Annotated in this window: 15 protein-coding genes; 13 read left to right on the top strand and 2 right to left on the bottom strand. The window is 42.3% G+C overall.

The window, feature by feature from the left end; genetic code table 11:
* The 11 genes from V3595_RS21295 (at window position 1) to V3595_RS21245 (ending at window position 12,192) form a co-directional block, all read left to right on the top strand.
* Window positions 1–1,434, top strand: coding sequence for an aldehyde dehydrogenase family protein (locus V3595_RS21295; protein ID WP_485909395.1), 1,434 nt, complete (start codon window positions 1–3; stop codon window positions 1,432–1,434).
* A 53-nt stretch (window positions 1,435–1,487) separates the two neighbouring features.
* A complete protein-coding gene (locus V3595_RS21290; RefSeq protein ID WP_485909371.1) occupies window positions 1,488–2,111 on the top strand; it encodes a cupin domain-containing protein in 624 nt (207 codons plus the stop codon).
* A 2-nt stretch (window positions 2,112–2,113) separates the two neighbouring features.
* Window positions 2,114–2,812, top strand: a complete 699-nt coding sequence (locus tag V3595_RS21285) for an alpha/beta fold hydrolase (protein WP_485909369.1) — start codon at window positions 2,114–2,116, stop codon at window positions 2,810–2,812.
* 30 nt (window positions 2,813–2,842) lie between these two features.
* The gene (locus tag V3595_RS21280) at window positions 2,843–3,658 is read left to right on the top strand and encodes an HpcH/HpaI aldolase family protein (protein ID WP_485909367.1); all 816 of its coding nucleotides are present in this window, start codon (window positions 2,843–2,845) and stop codon (window positions 3,656–3,658) included.
* 57 nt (window positions 3,659–3,715) lie between these two features.
* Complete coding sequence (locus V3595_RS21275) at window positions 3,716–4,954, top strand: ester cyclase (protein WP_053536252.1); 1,239 nt, start codon at window positions 3,716–3,718, stop codon at window positions 4,952–4,954.
* Window positions 4,955–5,017: 63 nt separating this feature from the next.
* A complete protein-coding gene (gene hisD, locus V3595_RS21270; protein WP_485909365.1) occupies window positions 5,018–6,286 on the top strand; it encodes a histidinol dehydrogenase in 1,269 nt (422 codons plus the stop codon).
* Between the two features lie 214 nt (window positions 6,287–6,500).
* Window positions 6,501–7,727 (top strand): MFS transporter, encoded by a 1,227-nt coding sequence (locus V3595_RS21265; RefSeq protein ID WP_202312110.1) that lies wholly within the window; start codon window positions 6,501–6,503, stop codon window positions 7,725–7,727.
* 589 nt (window positions 7,728–8,316) lie between these two features.
* Window positions 8,317–9,285: an ABC transporter substrate-binding protein gene (locus tag V3595_RS21260; protein ID WP_485909362.1), complete on the top strand. Its 969-nt coding sequence runs from the start codon at window positions 8,317–8,319 to the stop codon at window positions 9,283–9,285.
* Between the two features lie 85 nt (window positions 9,286–9,370).
* Complete coding sequence (locus V3595_RS21255; RefSeq protein WP_485909360.1) at window positions 9,371–10,375, top strand: FecCD family ABC transporter permease; 1,005 nt, start codon at window positions 9,371–9,373, stop codon at window positions 10,373–10,375.
* The gene (locus V3595_RS21250) at window positions 10,372–11,385 is read left to right on the top strand and encodes a FecCD family ABC transporter permease (RefSeq protein ID WP_485909358.1); all 1,014 of its coding nucleotides are present in this window, start codon (window positions 10,372–10,374) and stop codon (window positions 11,383–11,385) included. The genes V3595_RS21255 and V3595_RS21250 overlap by 4 nt, the downstream gene beginning before the upstream one ends.
* Before the next feature lie 15 nt (window positions 11,386–11,400).
* Window positions 11,401–12,192, top strand: a complete 792-nt coding sequence (locus V3595_RS21245; RefSeq protein WP_485909356.1) for an ABC transporter ATP-binding protein — start codon at window positions 11,401–11,403, stop codon at window positions 12,190–12,192.
* Between the two features lie 97 nt (window positions 12,193–12,289).
* On the opposite strand, the gene V3595_RS21240 is transcribed toward V3595_RS21245, so the two are convergent.
* On the bottom strand, window positions 12,290–12,628 hold the full coding sequence (locus V3595_RS21240) for a YmaF family protein (RefSeq protein ID WP_485909354.1): 339 nt from the start codon (window positions 12,626–12,628) through the stop codon (window positions 12,290–12,292).
* 188 nt (window positions 12,629–12,816) lie between these two features.
* On the opposite strand from V3595_RS21240, the gene V3595_RS21235 reads away from it, so the two are divergent.
* Window positions 12,817–13,794 carry a zinc-dependent alcohol dehydrogenase family protein gene (locus V3595_RS21235; RefSeq protein WP_485909352.1) on the top strand — a complete coding sequence of 326 codons (978 nt, stop codon included), beginning with the start codon at window positions 12,817–12,819 and terminating at the stop codon, window positions 13,792–13,794.
* A 187-nt stretch (window positions 13,795–13,981) separates the two neighbouring features.
* Window positions 13,982–15,292, top strand: a complete 1,311-nt coding sequence (locus V3595_RS21230; RefSeq protein WP_485909350.1) for an amidohydrolase family protein — start codon at window positions 13,982–13,984, stop codon at window positions 15,290–15,292.
* 404 nt (window positions 15,293–15,696) lie between these two features.
* On the opposite strand, the gene V3595_RS21225 is transcribed toward V3595_RS21230, so the two are convergent.
* Window positions 15,697–16,650, bottom strand: coding sequence for a bile acid:sodium symporter family protein (locus V3595_RS21225; protein WP_485909348.1), 954 nt, complete (start codon window positions 16,648–16,650; stop codon window positions 15,697–15,699).
* Window positions 16,651–16,701 lie beyond the last annotated feature (51 nt).

Raw genomic sequence — 16,701 nt, 5'->3', positions numbered from 1 at the left:
ATCAAGACAAATTCCGATAAAAAGAGATTATACATCGGCGGCGAGTGGCTGGAAGGTAATGATCATTACGATCTTCGGTCCCCTTATTCCGGCAAAGTGATCGCGCAAGTGCCTTTGGCAGAAAAGGAGACGGTACTAAAAGCGATAGAATGTGCGGAACAAGGTGCAAAAGAAATGAAAAAGCTAACAGCCCTTGAGCGCTCCAATATCTTGGAACGTGCAGCCGAAATTTTCAAGGAAAGACTTGAGGAATGTGCATTAATACTCGCTAAGGAAAATGCTAAGCCATTAAAGGCGGCAAGGGGCGAAATTTTACGCACGATTGAAACATACAAGTTTGCAGCAGAAGAGGCAAAACGGATTCATGGTGAAACGATTCCGATGGATGCCGCTAAAAATGGCAAAGGCCGCTTTGCTTATACAAAGCGTGAACCGCTCGGCGTCATTGCTGCGATCACACCATTTAACTTTCCATTTAATTTAGCGGCACATAAGCTTGGTCCCGCGTTTGCTGCAGGCAACTCGGTCATTTTAAAACCGGCTTCACAGACACCGCTTAGTGCATTGGCCGCAGCCAGAATTTTTGAAGAAGCAGGTTTACCTAAAGGAGCCCTGAATGTTGTCACAGGTAAAGGAAGCATCGTCGGCGACGTATTGGTCACTGATCCGAGAATTAAAATGGTCACATTTACAGGAAGTGTCGAAGTCGGTTTGGGGATCAAAGAAAGAGCTGGCTTGAAAAAGGTGACATTGGAGCTTGGTTCCAATTCTGCTGTCATCATCGACAGTGCTGCTGACTTGGATGCCGTTGCACAGCGCTGTGTCGAAGGTTCCTTTGCCTATTCAGGTCAGGTTTGCATCTCTGTCCAACGAATTTATGTACAGGAAGATTTATATGAGTCATTTTTGCAAAAGTTTACCGAAAAGACGAAGGAGTTAAAATTTGGAGATCCAGAATCAGAAGATACAGATCTTTCCGCATTAATCAGTATAAATGAAGCAAAACGAGTGGAAGGGTGGATCGAATCGGCTAGAAACGCTGGAACGGAAATCGCATATGGCGGTCAAAGAACAGGTGCAATCCTTCACCCAACCATTATCAAGAATGCGGGGGCAACACAGGAAGTAAGCTGCCAAGAAGCATTTGCCCCCATCGTTTCAGTCAATTCCTATAAAACATGGGATGAAGCCATCGACCTTGTGAATGATTCTTTATATGGCCTCCAAGCAGGGGTCTATACGACTTCGATGCCAAAAGCTTTTGATGCTGTTGAACGGCTTGAGGTCGGAGGTGTCATCGTGAATGACATACCATCTTTCAGGGTGGACCATATGCCATATGGCGGAGTGAAAAACAGCGGGACTGGCAGGGAAGGGATTAAGTATTCAGTCGAGGAAATGACTGAATTAAAACTAGCCGTCTTTACTCTCTAAATAGCGCGGTCATGAAAATAAAAAAATTAACGAACACGGAAGGGGAAATTAAAATGTCAGTACAAGAACCTAAAGTAAAAAAAGCGGTAACGAATGAGGAAATGGAAAACAATTGGATCGTCCGTTTTGATCAAATGAAATCAAAAGGAATACCGTTAATGTTCATTGATAGTATCATTCCGGGTCATCAACGTATCAACTATACATTGATTGGGGATACAGCAAGTGAAAATGATAATTTCACACCTGAAATTACCGAGCCGCATGGTTTTCAAATCGGAATGGTGAAAGCCCAGAAAGGAAACGGCCCTGCTTACCATACGCATGATTACATTGAATCCTTCCTTCCTCTCTCAGGAAAATGGCGTTTCTACTGGGGGAAGGGTCCTGATCAAATTGATGGCGAAACGATCATCGATCAATGGGATTTAATTTCATTACCGCCAGGCTTATGGAGAGGATTCGAAAACATAAGTGAAGAAGATGCTTGGATCTTCGCCGTTCTTGAACAACATAAAGTATTTGATGGAAAAGACCCTTACTGGTCGCCAAAAGTGATCAAGGATGCAGCTGAATATGGATTCTTTGCCAATGATTTAGGCAAAATGATTAAACCCGATAACTTTGAAGAACTTGAAAAGGAAATTGCCGATAAATTGAAAATGGGTGAAAAATAAGGATGGGTAAAGTACCGCTCATTTTGCTTCCGGGTACGCTTTGTGATGAGCGTCTATGGGAAATGGTGAACCTATCAGATCTAGCAGATGTGAAAGTCTGTGATGTATCGAAGTCTGATACTATAGAAGGAATCGCAAAGTCGGTATTGGAAGAGGCACCTGATAAGTTTGCACTTGCAGGCTTATCCCTGGGTGGCATCATTTCGCTGGAAATCATGCAAATAGCACCGGAACGGGTCATGAAATTGGCATTGCTTGATACAAATCCAAATCCTCCTAGCCTGGAACAAATCGAAGGCTGGGAGAGGTTAATCGAAATGGCGAATAATGGACAATTTCTCGATATTACACTCCATCATCTTCTCCCGGTGTTAATCCATCCAGACCGGAGAAATGATGAAGCATTAGTTTCAAAGATCATCGATATGGCTGAAAAAGTCGGCAAAGAAGGGTATATCAATCAGTTAAAAGCCGTGATGACGCGCTCTGACCAACGGCCCATCCTTGCTGCTATTGAATGTCCGACCATGATTTTGGCAGGAAAGGAAGACAGGGTATGTCCTGTTCATATGTCTGAATTTCTAAAAGAGAACATCCCGGCGGCGAGTCTTGAAATCATAAGTCACTCGGGTCATTTAAGTACGTTAGAACAGCCTGAAAAAGTGAGCGCTGCAATGAGGAAATGGTTGTCAGGTAATTGAAGTGCCGGGAACTGGACGTGATTTTGCAGCATGGAACGAGATACAGTCTGCAGAAAGAGAGGGAAGACGATGAAGAATAATGCCATAAAGGAAAAAATCAAACGCGGGGAACAAGTTCTTGGTGCATTTTTGGGGATAAATTCCCCGCCATTAGTCGAAATGCTCGGTTATGCCGGCTTTGATTTCGTCGTAATAGATGACGAGCATGGTGCATTCAGTGCATCAGAGCTTGAAAACATTATCCGTACGGCAGATTCTGTTGGGGTTGTCCCGATCGTCCGGGTTTCATATGACCCTTCCAGTATTCAAAAGGCTTTAGATCGTGGAGCAAAAGGTGTACAAGTACCAATGGTCAATACAAAAGAAGAGGCACTTGAGGTAGTTAAGCGGGCTAAATTCCCTCCATATGGAAATAGAGGAGTATCGTATTCCACCAGACCGGCGCGTTACGGAAAAGATGGCGGAAAACCCTATTTAGATGAGAGTAATGAAAATGTTATGATAATTGTGCATATTGAAACGCAAGCTGCAGCAAACAATTTTGAAGACATTGCAACAGTTCCTAGTATTGATTTGGCATTTATCGGTTCTACAGACCTCTCGGTGAACATGGGATACCAACTAGAAGGGGCAAGTCATCCTGAAGTGCAAAAGGTCATCGATGAACTTTTCATAAAAGGGAAAGAGCTCGATATGCCAATTGGTACCGTTGCTAGTAACAGTACTGCCGCTAATGCGGCTTTTGACAAAGGCGCCCAATATGTCGGGGTCATATTGAATAATGTGATTACGTCAGCGTTAAATGATGTTGTCTCAGCAAGCAAGGCCACTCAATCTGTTAAATGACTTTACAAGAAGTACAGCATTTTGACGAAACTACTTTATACGAAAAGGATGGTAATAATGGCAGAAAAAAAGACAGGTTCAGTGCAAGTAGCTCCAAAAGAAGAAAAAACAACAATGAATGCAAGCCAACCGGTCAAGAAAACACCGAACTTCATCTTCTATGCGGATGCTGAAGACGTTAATATGCTCGATACAAAAGATGATTATGATTACATTAATATAGAAGAAACGAATCAAAAGAAACAGAGAATGAACGGCTTTGACCCGGAATACAACAACATCGTTGATTATATCGTGAAAATCACACGTCAAATCTGGAAAGAGAAAGACATCGGACTTATATACGATACGTATAGCACAAGCATATCCGTTCATAAAGGGTTGATCAATAGCCATGGGGTTAACGAAGTCATCTCAGGTACGCTGCAAACACTGCATGCTTTTCCGGATCGGAAAGGGCTTGGATGGAGTGTAATCTGGTCAGGGGATGATGAAGCAGGATTTTTCACTTCACACCGGGGACGTTCAGTTGCAACGAACCTTGGAGATAGTTTATACGGTCCTGCCACCGGAAAGAAAGTGATGTTCAGAACAAGCGCTGATTGTATGATCTTAAATAATAAGATATACGAAGAATGGCTTGTGATGGATACATATCATCTTGTCCTGCAACTTGGCTTGGATCCGGTCGAATTTGCTAAAAAAATGGCTAAGAGTACGCAGAAGCTTGCTCCTGCTATACAGTTTGGATTTAAAGAGACAGCAGAAACGGGGCTACCTCCCAAACTATTCACGCCATCCTCCGATGAGTTCGAGATAGGGGAGTTCATGCAGCTTGTATTCAATCGAATTTGGGCTCGGCGCTCATTTAACTTTGTTCGGGAATATTATGAGGAAAATGCAGTCGTTCATTATGTCTGCAACAAGGATGTAATCGGAGTAAGTGAAATTCAAGGAATGTTCATGAGCCTCTTTGCCTCCATACCGAATGGGAAGGTGATTCTTGAGAGGGTAACTTGTAATAGGCGCGGCTCTGACAGTGATTGGGATGTAGCGGTTCGCTGGAGAATACAAGGAGTGCACGAAGGAACGGGATACTTCGGAGCCCCTAGCGGAAAAGCCATTGATATTGCCGGCATCAGCCACTATAAAATCCGTAATGAAAAAATTTCAGAGGAATGGTTATTGTTTGATGGAATGGAAGTGTTGCGTCAAATCTATTTGCCAGATGAAAACGAATCACAACAAGATGGTGAATCCACAATGGATGATGGGAATTTTACCGGCGTATCATGATTGCCAGTTGACGGCTGTGCTGCAGCCGTCTCTTCACTAAACAACGATTAGGGGGAAAATAGGATGGAATATATGAAAAAAGCGGACGTAGTTGAACAGACCTCTTCACATGACGTGGAACAAACGGTGAAGTCGATTATTGAACATGTAAAAGCAGGCGGGGATGATGCCGTACGGGAATATGAAAAAAAATACGGTGATTCCGATCGTCCGGTCCGGGTTAGTGAAGAGGAGATCGAGCATTGTATCAGGACTCTTCCAGAAGAGGTAAAGGTGCTGATCGATCGAGTCGTGGAAAGAGTATCCGATTTTGCTAAAGCACAGTTGAGCTGCCTCACACCATTCGAAAAGGATTTTGGCGAGGGTATTAAGATGGGTCATAGAATCGTACCGATCGAAAAGGTGGGGGCTTATGTTCCAGGGGGGAGATTCCCGTTATTATCATCAGGACCCATGGTCGTTGCACCGGCAAAGGTAGCAGGAGCAAAAAGAATCGTTGCAGCAAGCCCGGCCAATTATGAAGGCGGTATCCATCCGGCCGTTTTATATGGCTTGATCCGCTCCGGTGCTACAGACATTTTTGCAATTGGCGGGGCGCAGGCCATCGCTGCCATGGCATATGGAACCGAATCCATCCCGGAAGTGGATATCATCGCTGGACCAGGAAACCGGTTTGTAGCAGAAGCAAAACGTCAAGTGTTCGGTAAAGTGGGCATAGACCTTATTGCCGGACCAAGTGAAGTGATGGTTTTTGCTGATGATTCGGCTTCACCTCAGAAAATAGCGGCCGATTTACTTGCCCAGGCAGAACACGATCCGTACGCACGGGCCATTCTTGTCACAACGTCCAGAACGGTTGCCGAAGAAACAGAAAAAGCAATCGAAGGCTTTTTGAAAACCTTCTCACCATCTTCCCCTGCACACGAATCATGGGAAAAAAGAGGGGAAATCATTTATGCAGATTCATTACAAGAAGGACTGGATATTTGCAATGATTATGCCATTGAACATCTACATTTGCATATCAAAAATAGCCGCGAATTGATGGATAAACTAAATAATTATGGATCATTATTCCTTGATGAAGGCAGTTCCGTCGTCTTCTCTGACAAAGTCTCTGGAACGAACCATACATTGCCGACTCAAAAGGCAGCAAGATATACAGGGGGACTTTGGGCAGGAAGTTATGTGAAGGTCATGACACATCAGGAAATCACAGGTCAAGGCATTCAATTCCTGGCATCCCATGCGGAAGATCAATCCGAAATCGAAGGCTTGGAAGGCCATAAATTATCGGCCACAGTCAGGTTGACAGAATGTGCTTCTAAATGATTATGATTGCTGAAAACGCATTCAATTAAGGACATGCTGCAGCCCTTGAAGAAATGGATACTCCCATTCTGCCTGAAATGAGTTCCAGGTGGATGGGCTGTATCTGCAGATTAGATTTTAGCCCTGGAAAATATATGAGAATATGTGTAAATACTAATAGCATCGCCTTTCTGTCCAGTGGGACGAGAGGGAGGGGAATGAAAGGGTGGAATATATGGACAAAACTAATAAAATTAATAATCGGAAAGAAACCATCTTATTCTTTATCATTAGCTTGTTGTTCTTTGTCACCATTACCGCATTTGATCCATTTATCTCCTCTTATGCTAAAGATCTTGGGTTCGATTCAGTTATTATAGGCAGTATAATCGGAATTTCAGGGATTGTGGCCTTATTGACACGACTTCCGATAGGTGTATTTTCGGATATGCTGCATAAACGAAGATTGTTTATCCAAATCGGGTTGCTGATAACGATTGTAATGTGGACGCTAGCCTTTTTTATACCAAATGCTACCACATTGTACCTTGGGAAAATTTCGGATGGTTTAACTGGTTCCACCTGGGTTATTTACAATGTTATGTTCGCCTCTTATTTTGGTGTGAAGGAAGCTGCAAAAGCAGTGGCGATATTGGGTGTTGCATCGCCAGTTGGCTCCATACTAGGGACAACCATCGGTGCAGTAGTGGCCAATAATTATGGGTATCGGTATAGCTTTTTAGTAGCGGTGGCCGCCGCCATACTTGCACTCGTTTTAACATTTTTCACAAAAGACCTAAGTATTAAAGGGGTAAAAGTAAAATACGATAAAAAAATACTTGTCGAGCAAATCACCGATAAAAAAATCTGGGTCATTTCCGTTTTGGCGACGATTGCTTTGATGGTCACCATTGGAACAAGGGATACGTTCACACCTTTAGTTGCAACCGACCTTGGAGCAAATCCGCTATTGATTGGCATGCTGGCAAACACACACCTGATCATATATGGCTTAGCCGCAGGATTATGCGGAGCCCTTTTTTATAAAAAAATCGGTTTAATGAATACGGCGATTTTGGGAGCGGTATTACAAGGGGTCATCATCATATTGATTCCTTATGCTGAAAATTTAACGATGCTTTTTCTATTGCAGGCATTCCAAGGTTTTGGTTACGGGCTGATCTTTACGGTCGTCACTTCCTGGGCTGTTGAAAATATCCCGGAGATTAAACAATCTACGAGAATGGGCCTGTTCCAAAGTTTATATTCGGCTGGAATGTTTTTGGGACCCGTCCTAATTGGCATCTTGATTGAAGTGTTTTCAAGATCCACAGGTTACCTGATCATGGGGGCATTATCAATTGCTTCAACCATTCTTATCAAAACCTCCATAAAACGCTCAAAAAAAGAAGCTTCTAATGAAGAATTTCCTCTTGAAGAGATGCTGATTAATAGAAAATGATTCTTTGAAACAGGAACGAGCAGACCTTAACGGGTTTGCTCTTTTTTAGTTTGAGTCGGATCCTATATTAAATAAAACTAATTAGTTAATATTTGAGTTTGTAGACAAAAAATGTTTGACCTGAAATTTCAAAACAAAGTTGATTGGAACGGAAGGTGCGAGACTCCTGCGGGAAAAGCGCGTCAAGGGGAGACCCCGCAGGCGAATGCCGAGGAGGCTCGCGGACCGCCCGCGGAAAGCGAGTGCCTAGAGTGGAAATCGACGTTCGAGGTTTTATAAACCCTCATAAAAACTGAAAACTTGATTTTCATCGAAGTCCACAATCTGCAATATTAGTTCGTTTTTTTGTTAACTGCTACACTATGATAGTTTAAGACTATCATGGCATGTGTATTTCTCGTTATCAATAAAATGCATGCAGGTTGTCTTAATGGCCATAATGATTTTTATTCACAAAATTTTATTAATATTGACGGTATCAATCTATGACTTTATCATAACAACAGGATAATGATAATCATTTTCAATTATGAATGTGTTAGTCAGATAAGAAGTTAAGTAGGTATAGATGACGGAAAGGGTGCAAAAAATGAGAGAATCTAGAAAAGTAAGAACATTTGGGGGAGGAGCATTCATCCTGTTATTTACGATTATGATGGTGTTATCAGGATGTAATAATTCTCAAAAAACAACAGAAGCAGAGAAGACATCTGCCGAAACAAGTAATCAAGAAGTAAGGACGATTAAGCATGAAATGGGAGAAGCGGAAATTAAAAACACTCCTAAAAAAATAGTTACGCTTGAGTTATCTTTCGTTGATTCTTTAAATGCCCTAGGGATAAAACCTATCGGGATTTCAGATGACAACAAAAAAGATATGATTACAAAACTTGTTGGTCAAGAAATGGATTATACTTCCGTGGGAACACGTGAGCAGCCTAATTTAGAGGTTATCAGTTCTTTACAGCCGGATTTAATCATTGCAGATGCTGAGCGGCATAAAGGGATTTATAAAGAACTACAGCAGATTGCTCCTACCGTTGTCTTAAAAAGTCGGGAATCTACATATCAAGAAAATCTGGATTCTTTTAAAACGATTGCAAAGGCAGTAAATCAGGAAGATGCTGCAGAAAAAAGATTGAGCGAGCATGAAAAAACGATTAAGGAACTTAAAGCAAAACTTACTGTTGATTCAAATATGACGGTTTTACCTGCAGTTGTACGTGATACTTCATTCCAAGCTCATACTTCTTCTTCTTATGATGGAGAATTGCTTGAGCGCATGGGATTGAAAAATGCCATTCAGCAGGAACTGCCACATGCCGAGATGAATCTGGAGCAGCTTGTCGAGATTAATCCGGATGTGCTGCTTTTAGCGAACAATGAGGGTAAGTTACTTACTGATGAGTGGAAAGACAATCCTCTTTGGAAAGACTTGAAGGCTGTAAAAAACGGACAGGTGTATAGTGTTGATCGAGATTTATGGACGAGATACCGTGGTGTTGTATCCGCAGAGGCCATTGCTAAAGACACTTTAAAAATGCTTGGTGAAGAATAGAGGAACAAAAGCGAAGTAAGAGATCCCATTCTTACTTCGCTTTCCATTAGGTTTAAATTTAGTTAGGAAGTGTGTTGTATAGTCAATGGAAACTGTAGTTAGAAGTAAACTGAAAGTTTTATGTACAGCTATCGTTGGAATCGTTTTGTTAATTTTAGGCGTCCTGACGAGTATTTCTGTGGGAGCGGCAGATATTGATGTGTCAATGGTTTTGAAGTCCTTTTTTGAGGTCGACTCGTCCAAGGAACAGACTATTATAAGGACTCTTCGTTTGCCCCGAGCTATAGTTGGAGCGTTGGTCGGTGCTAATTTAGCGGTAGCGGGTGCTCTCATGCAGGCTATTACCCGGAATTCATTAGCTTCTCCACAAGTGTTTGGTGTTAATGCCGGTGCCTCATTTTTTATTGTGTCAGCTTTTGTTTTCTTTCCTAACCTTTCTTCCGTCTCTCTAGTTTGCTTTGCATTCATTGGTGCAGCAGTGGGAGGGATGGCAGTCTATTCTTTTGCTTCGGGAGGAGGAATGACCCAAGTAAAGCTGGCATTGGCTGGAATGGCTGTTCACTTTTTTTTATCTTCCTTAACGCAAGGCATGATCATCTTTAATGAACAAGCGAAAGATGTGCTCTATTGGTTAGTCGGGTCTATTAATGGAAAGACATGGGCGCACGTAAACATGATCCTTCCTTGGTCTATTTTCGGGCTACTTGTTGCTGTCTTGTTCTCTCGATCTGTTTCCATCCTTGTCTTAGGAGAAAATATGGCGCAGGGGCTTGGGCAGCGGGTGTACCGAATCCGTATTTTAGCAGGAATATTGGTAATCATTTTGGCAGGATCTTCAGTTGCCGTCGCAGGCCCAGTGGGATTTGTGGGATTGATTATTCCTCATATCGTCAGGAGAATGGTGGGCGGTGATTACCGAAGAATCATCCCTTTCTCTGCATTATTCGGCGCTTTACTCTTAGTTTACGCAGATATTCTCGCACGGTTCATCGCTTATCCTTTTGAGTCGCCGGTAGGCATCGTAACAGCTATAATCGGTGCGCCATTCTTCCTTTATTTAGCGAAGAGAGGGAGGAATATTAAGCAATGAAATTAAAACGGACATTTAGGTTGAAATCAAATTTACCCCCTTATTCTATTATCCTATTGCTGACGGTTACCGTGCTGCTTTTATCGATGGTGAGCCTGGGCTTAGGGGCCATTTATATCTCACCTTTAGAAATTCTCCAAAATTTCCTTGGAAATGGCATGCAAAGTCAGGCATTTATTCTGCACAACTATCGCATACCACGTATTTTAATTGCCGTGATAGTGGGGGCTGGATTGGCAACGGCTGGAGCCATTCTTCAAGGTGTCCTTCGAAATCCTTTGGCTTCTCCAGATGTGATTGGGGTAACAAAAGGGGCCGGTTTGGCAGCTGTTATTGTCATTGTTTTATTTCCGCAATCGCCCATTATCATACTGCCTCTTTCAGCTTTTATCGGAGCGGCGGTCATGGCGGCAATTTTGATGATATTTGTTAATAAAAAAGGAGCTCAGCCAAATACTATAGCTTTGGTCGGAATTGCTTTAGGGGCCATATGTCAAGCTGGCATAGAGTATTTCATGGTTAAGTTCCCGGATGATGTAAACACGACATTGCTGTGGTTGACCGGCAGTCTATGGGGAAGAGGATGGGATCAAGTATTCATTTTGCTTCCATGTCTTGTGCTTGTACCTGTATTGATTGCATTGACGTCTAAAATGGATGTACTGAGTCTTGGAGACGATATAGCTACAGGTCTCGGTGAAAGATCAAAATTACTGCGTTATATATTGTTAAGCGTTTCTGTCATATTAATCGGAGTCTGTGTAGCAGCGGTTGGTTCCATCGGGTTCATTGGTTTAATTGCCCCCCATATTGCCCGGAGAGTGGTAGGGTCAAAATTCAAGGTTTTACTTCCTGCTTCAGCACTTTTTGGTTCTATCTTTCTACTCGTTGCCGATAGCCTTGGAAGAGGATTATTCCCTCCAATAGAAATACCTGCCGGAATTATCACTGCGGTGATTGGTGTACCATATTTTTTATATCTATTGCGTCGTGAAAGAAAAATAACATAAGGAAGGCTGGAGATCATGACAACATTATCAGCAGAGCAACTTTCGCTCTCTTATGGGACAACTCAAATCATTGATAATATCGATTTAGAAATTCCTGAAGGTAAGATAAGTATAATCATTGGTTCCAATGGTTGTGGCAAATCTACCATTCTACGGTCTCTAGCTAGATTACTAATGCCACAGCAAGGCACGATCTATTTAGATGGAAAAGCCATTCATCAGCAATCTTCCAAGGAAGTGGCAAAGAAATTGGCTATCTTACCCCAAGCTCCGGAAGCTCCTGAAGATATAACCGTTAAAGAACTATGCTATTATGGCAGGCATCCGCACAAAGGCTTATTTTCCAGACAAACTCCAGAAGATCATGCCATTGTCGACCGTGCATTATCAGCAACAAAAATGACGGAGTTTGCTGATCGGACATTGGATGCATTATCTGGAGGACAAAGGCAAAGAGCATGGATTTCGATGGCCTTGGTACAAGAAACAGACCTTTTACTGTTAGATGAACCGACAACCTATCTAGATTTAGCGCACCAAATTGAAATATTGGAATTACTGCGCGATTTAAACGTAACTTATGGACGCACGATTGTCATGGTTCTGCATGATTTGAATCAAGCGGCACAGTATGCCGATCATCTGATTAGCATCAAGAAGGGAAAAATCTATAAAGAGGGAACGCCTGAAACGGTATTCACAAAAGAGATGATCAAGGACGTCTTCAGACTGGAATGCTGTATTATTGAAAATCCTGTTGATCACACTCCTCTATGCATTCCAATTGGTTTATCTCAAGATCATTAGAAAAACTATTTCTAATAAAGTTAGAGATGCATTTAGAGTCTATCGGAGGCAAAAAAACATCAGGGGGATTTCCCATCCCCCTGATGTTTTTTTGTTCTTATTTATTTCCTGGAGCAGGTTGATCGACCCCTTTAATTCTATGTCTATGCCCATCATCTTCCGTTGTATAAAAATCATAATAATGAACGTGCATTCCACTTCCAACCGGAATGGGTGGTCCCGAATATGCCTTATAATAATGGGAATGTCCATCCTCAAATAACACATATCCTTCAGTGTAATGAATATGTCCTCCCTCTTGTGATGAAATTGGCGGGGATGTTACATCTAAACATTGATGGACATGGCCGTCCGCTATGGAAGTATAATCAACAGATCCATGATTATGATGTGGTACAAACCCAGATACAAAATCATTTTTTCCTACCTTATTCAATCTCTTCACCCCTTGTACATAAATAAAAAAACGTTTTATAAACCATATGCTTGGAACAACAAAAAGATTCTTAACGACAAATTTATGGAAGGAGAGATTAAAACGTGGAAAACCAGAATCATAATAAAATAATTCCACAGTTAAATGATAGAATAGATAGACTTATATATTAAAGGAGACTTAGTATCTTGGAAGCCAAATGTGTTAAATTCTATGAGTTTGGGATTCCGCAAAAGGTTTTAAAAGTTGAAAATAAACTTATTCAAAAACCTTTAGACGGGGAAGTCCTCGTTCGGATGACCACACGTCCCATTAACCCGTCTGACTTGCTGCCCATTCGCGGTGCATATTCCCACCGAATTCCCTTGCCTTCCATACCTGGTTATGAAGGGGTCGGCATTGTCGAAGAGGTGGGTCCATCGGTTTCGAAAGAGCTAATAGGCAAGCGTGTTCTGCCTTTGCGCGGTGAAGGGACCTGGCAGGATTATGTTAAAACATCTGCGGAGCTGGCCATCATCATTCCAGATTCGCTTGAGGACCATATAGCAGCGCAATTATATATAAACCCGATAACCGCATGGCTAATCTGTACAGAAGTATTAACATTGAAACCCGATGATGTTTTACTCGTAAATGCCTGCGGATCTTCCATTGGCCGCATCTTTGCCCAGTTATCCAGAATTCTTGGATTTAAGCTGATTGCTGTAACGAGAAACAATAAGTATACGGAAGAACTGCTTAAACTTGGTGCTTCATATGTGATCGATACGTCCCGATCATCATTGCATGATACAGTGATGGAAATGACGAATGGGCGCGGAGCGAAAGCGGCCATAGATTCAGTAGGCGGCATCGATGGCTCAGAGCTCGCTTTTTGCGTTCGGCCTAATGGCATCTTATTAACGATTGGCCTTTTATCAGGGAAGTCTGTAAATTGGGCGGAAATTTCCCAAAGGACAAAAGTGAATGTTAAAATGTTTCATCTTCGGCATTGGAATCAGCAGGCTTCCGTTCAAACCTGGCATGAAACGTTTAATCTTTTGATGGGGTTCATCGCTGATAAAAGGTTGAAATTCATGATGCCGGATTCCTACTATGGTCTTCAAGATGTGCAAGAAGCCATGATTGTCACTGGCAATAGAGGGAAGATTTTTTTAAGCAATTGATTTTGCAATGGGCATCCACTATGTGGTAATTGAAGGACGCATTCATCTTGGAGCACTTCCAATAGGTTCCTAAGGTAAATGGAAATGTCCCCTGATAATATGGAATTACTTGATTACCTGTAAGGTGCTAGTTTAGAATGCGGAATAGAACATGTTGATACATGATACGACTTTGGAGGAAATACTTATGAAAACAATATATGTGAATGCTACATTTTTTACTATGGACAAGGAAAATCAAATCTTTGAAAACGGCATGATGATTGTACAAGATCATACCATATCCTACATCGGCCAGCATGATGAACAACAATTGGCAGATGCAGATCAAGTGGTCAACCTTGGCGGGAAATGGATTATGCCAGGCCTTGTGAATGCCCATTCGCATATTGTAATGACCCTTTTACGCGGTATCGGGGACGATATGCTGCTGAAGCCATGGCTTGAAACGAAAATATGGCCAATCGAAAGCCAGTTTACAACGGAAATCGCCTCTGTAAGTTCACAGCTTGGCATCATGGAAATGATGAAATCAGGAACCACGACATTTTCGGATATGTTTAATCCTAATGGAATAGATGCAGGTGCTGTCATGGAGACGATAGGCGAAACAGGAATGCGCGGAGCCTTTTCCTACACAATCTTCAGCTTGGGTACGGAAAAAGATCAAAAAGCGAACCTCATGGGGGCTGAGCAGTTTTCAAAAAACTATAAAACGTTTGCCGATGGCCGCCTGACTACAATGGTCGCACCACATAGTCCATATGCCTGCACACCTGAAGCGATTATGGAAAGTGCACGGATTGCAAAAGAGAATGATTTGATGGTGCATATTCACGTATCGGAAACGGACTTTGAAATCCTCGACATCGAAAAACGTTACGGATCCCGTCCTGTCGAGCACCTTCGCCGACTAGGGCTGTTCGATCAGCCTACCGTGATGGCACATGGAGTGGTTCTCAATGATGAAGAGCGGGCGATCCTAAAACAGCATGATGTTCGCGTTGCCCATAATCCAATCAGTAACCTGAAGCTCGGATCTGGAATAGCAGATGTCGTCAGCCTTCTTGATGCAGGCATTAAAGTGGGAGTTGCAACAGATGGCGTCGCATCCAATAACAACTTCGATATGTTCGAAGAAATGAGGACGGCTGCTTTACTGCAAAAAGGAATGTATAAGGATGCCACTAAATTCCCTGCCCAAACGGCACTGGCCATGGCCACAAGAATGGGTGCCGAAGCAGTAGGCATGGGTCATACAGGATCACTGGAAGCTGGTAAAAAAGCAGATTTCATCACCATTTACCCATATGACAAAGAACATCTTCAGCCATTGAGTGAAGCCTATTCGCACCTGCTTTATGCAGCACGCGGAAATGATGTATGTGATGTATACATTGATGGCAAAAACGTCGTGAAAGATGGCCAATGCTTAACGATCGATGAAGAAAAAGTAATCGCCGAAACAAATCGTCTGCAAGGTACCTTATCACGATAATGCAGATGTGAGAACTAAAGAAGGAGCTGCCATTTGCAGCTCCTTTTTTTATGGATTAAGTTAAGGGACGAAAATTGGTTGTAGGTCGAATTAATCTGGTTGCAGGTCGGAATAAATTGGGTCGTTTTAGTAAGGGGTAATTCGTATCAAATGGCATTCAAAAAAAATTACTGCTAGTATTGTAGAATAAATAGATCTTAACACTTAGAAACCCGTCGTGAGTCCAGTTTCTTGGAAATATGGAAACAAAGGAAGCCGGTAAAAAGACCGCAAATATTAACCAACTGGTAATCAGCAAGCAGCTGGATAAAAAATCTTTGACAGCATGGATCATGAATTTCACCACCGTATGAAGATCTATGTATTAATTATACACTATCTTCCAATCAAGTTGTTTCGACGGATCACCCTTCATTCACATCACGATGGAAATGCCTTTCCATGACATAGCCAAAAAAGGAGGCAAGCATTTGTTGAAACAGCATGCCAAGTACAACGGGTACCGCGACGGCAGCAGGGAAATAGGCGGTTGCAAGAACGGCTCCAGCACTGATGTTTCGCATGCCGCCTGTAAATGTCAAGGTGATGATATCCGCCTTATCCCATCTTAAATATGCACCGACCATCCAAGAAATGGCATACCCAGAAGCAGCTATGAACAAAACCAAGAAGGCCATGATCATTAATTTCTTATCGAAATGGGTTAAGTAAGGCGCGATTTTTGAACTGTTCAATATGACTACGATTCCAACGCTTATCTTGGAAAATGGAGCTAAGCGGGGGGATAGTGTATATTGTATCTTCCCTTTTGTAGCTTGATTCAAGAACATGGCAAGCATGGAGGGAAGAACGACCATACCGATTAATCCTTTCACTATCGAACCCAAATCCATTTCGATCGAACCGCCTCCAAAAAGGGAAACACTGTAAGGAACGATGAATGGCGAGAGTAGGGTGTCGATCAAGATGATGGTTAGGGCAAGTACGGCATTCCCATTATAAATGGATACCCAGATCATACTGGTGACACCGGTTGGAATCACTACAGCCAGGACTAGGCCGGTAATCGTGAAAGCATCACCATGGAACACTAAATGGCCGAGTCCAAAAGCCCAAACAGGCATAAGCATATGAAGGATGATCAATACGATGAAAACAGGTAAAGGGTGGGTGACTGCCTGTTTAAGAGATTTAAAGTTAGAGCCTAAACTTCCGGAAAAGGTAATGAAGGCAAATATCCATGGGACAAGAAAGGTGTAATCCTTTAGATGTTCGGCCAATAATACCCCAATAACCACGCTTATCGGCGTGATAAGGGGCATAATTTTATCCATTTGTACATTTATTGTTTTCAGCATGATTCATCCACTTCCTGAGCAAAGTAAATTCTATTAAGTAAGTTTACCATA

This window comes from Bacillus sp. CFBP9009 (assembly GCF_036541465.1).
Classification (GTDB): Bacteria; Bacillota; Bacilli; order Bacillales; family DSM-1321; genus Peribacillus.
Note: the sequence above shows the minus strand (reverse complement) of the source record. Positions and strands in the feature narration are given on the sequence as shown.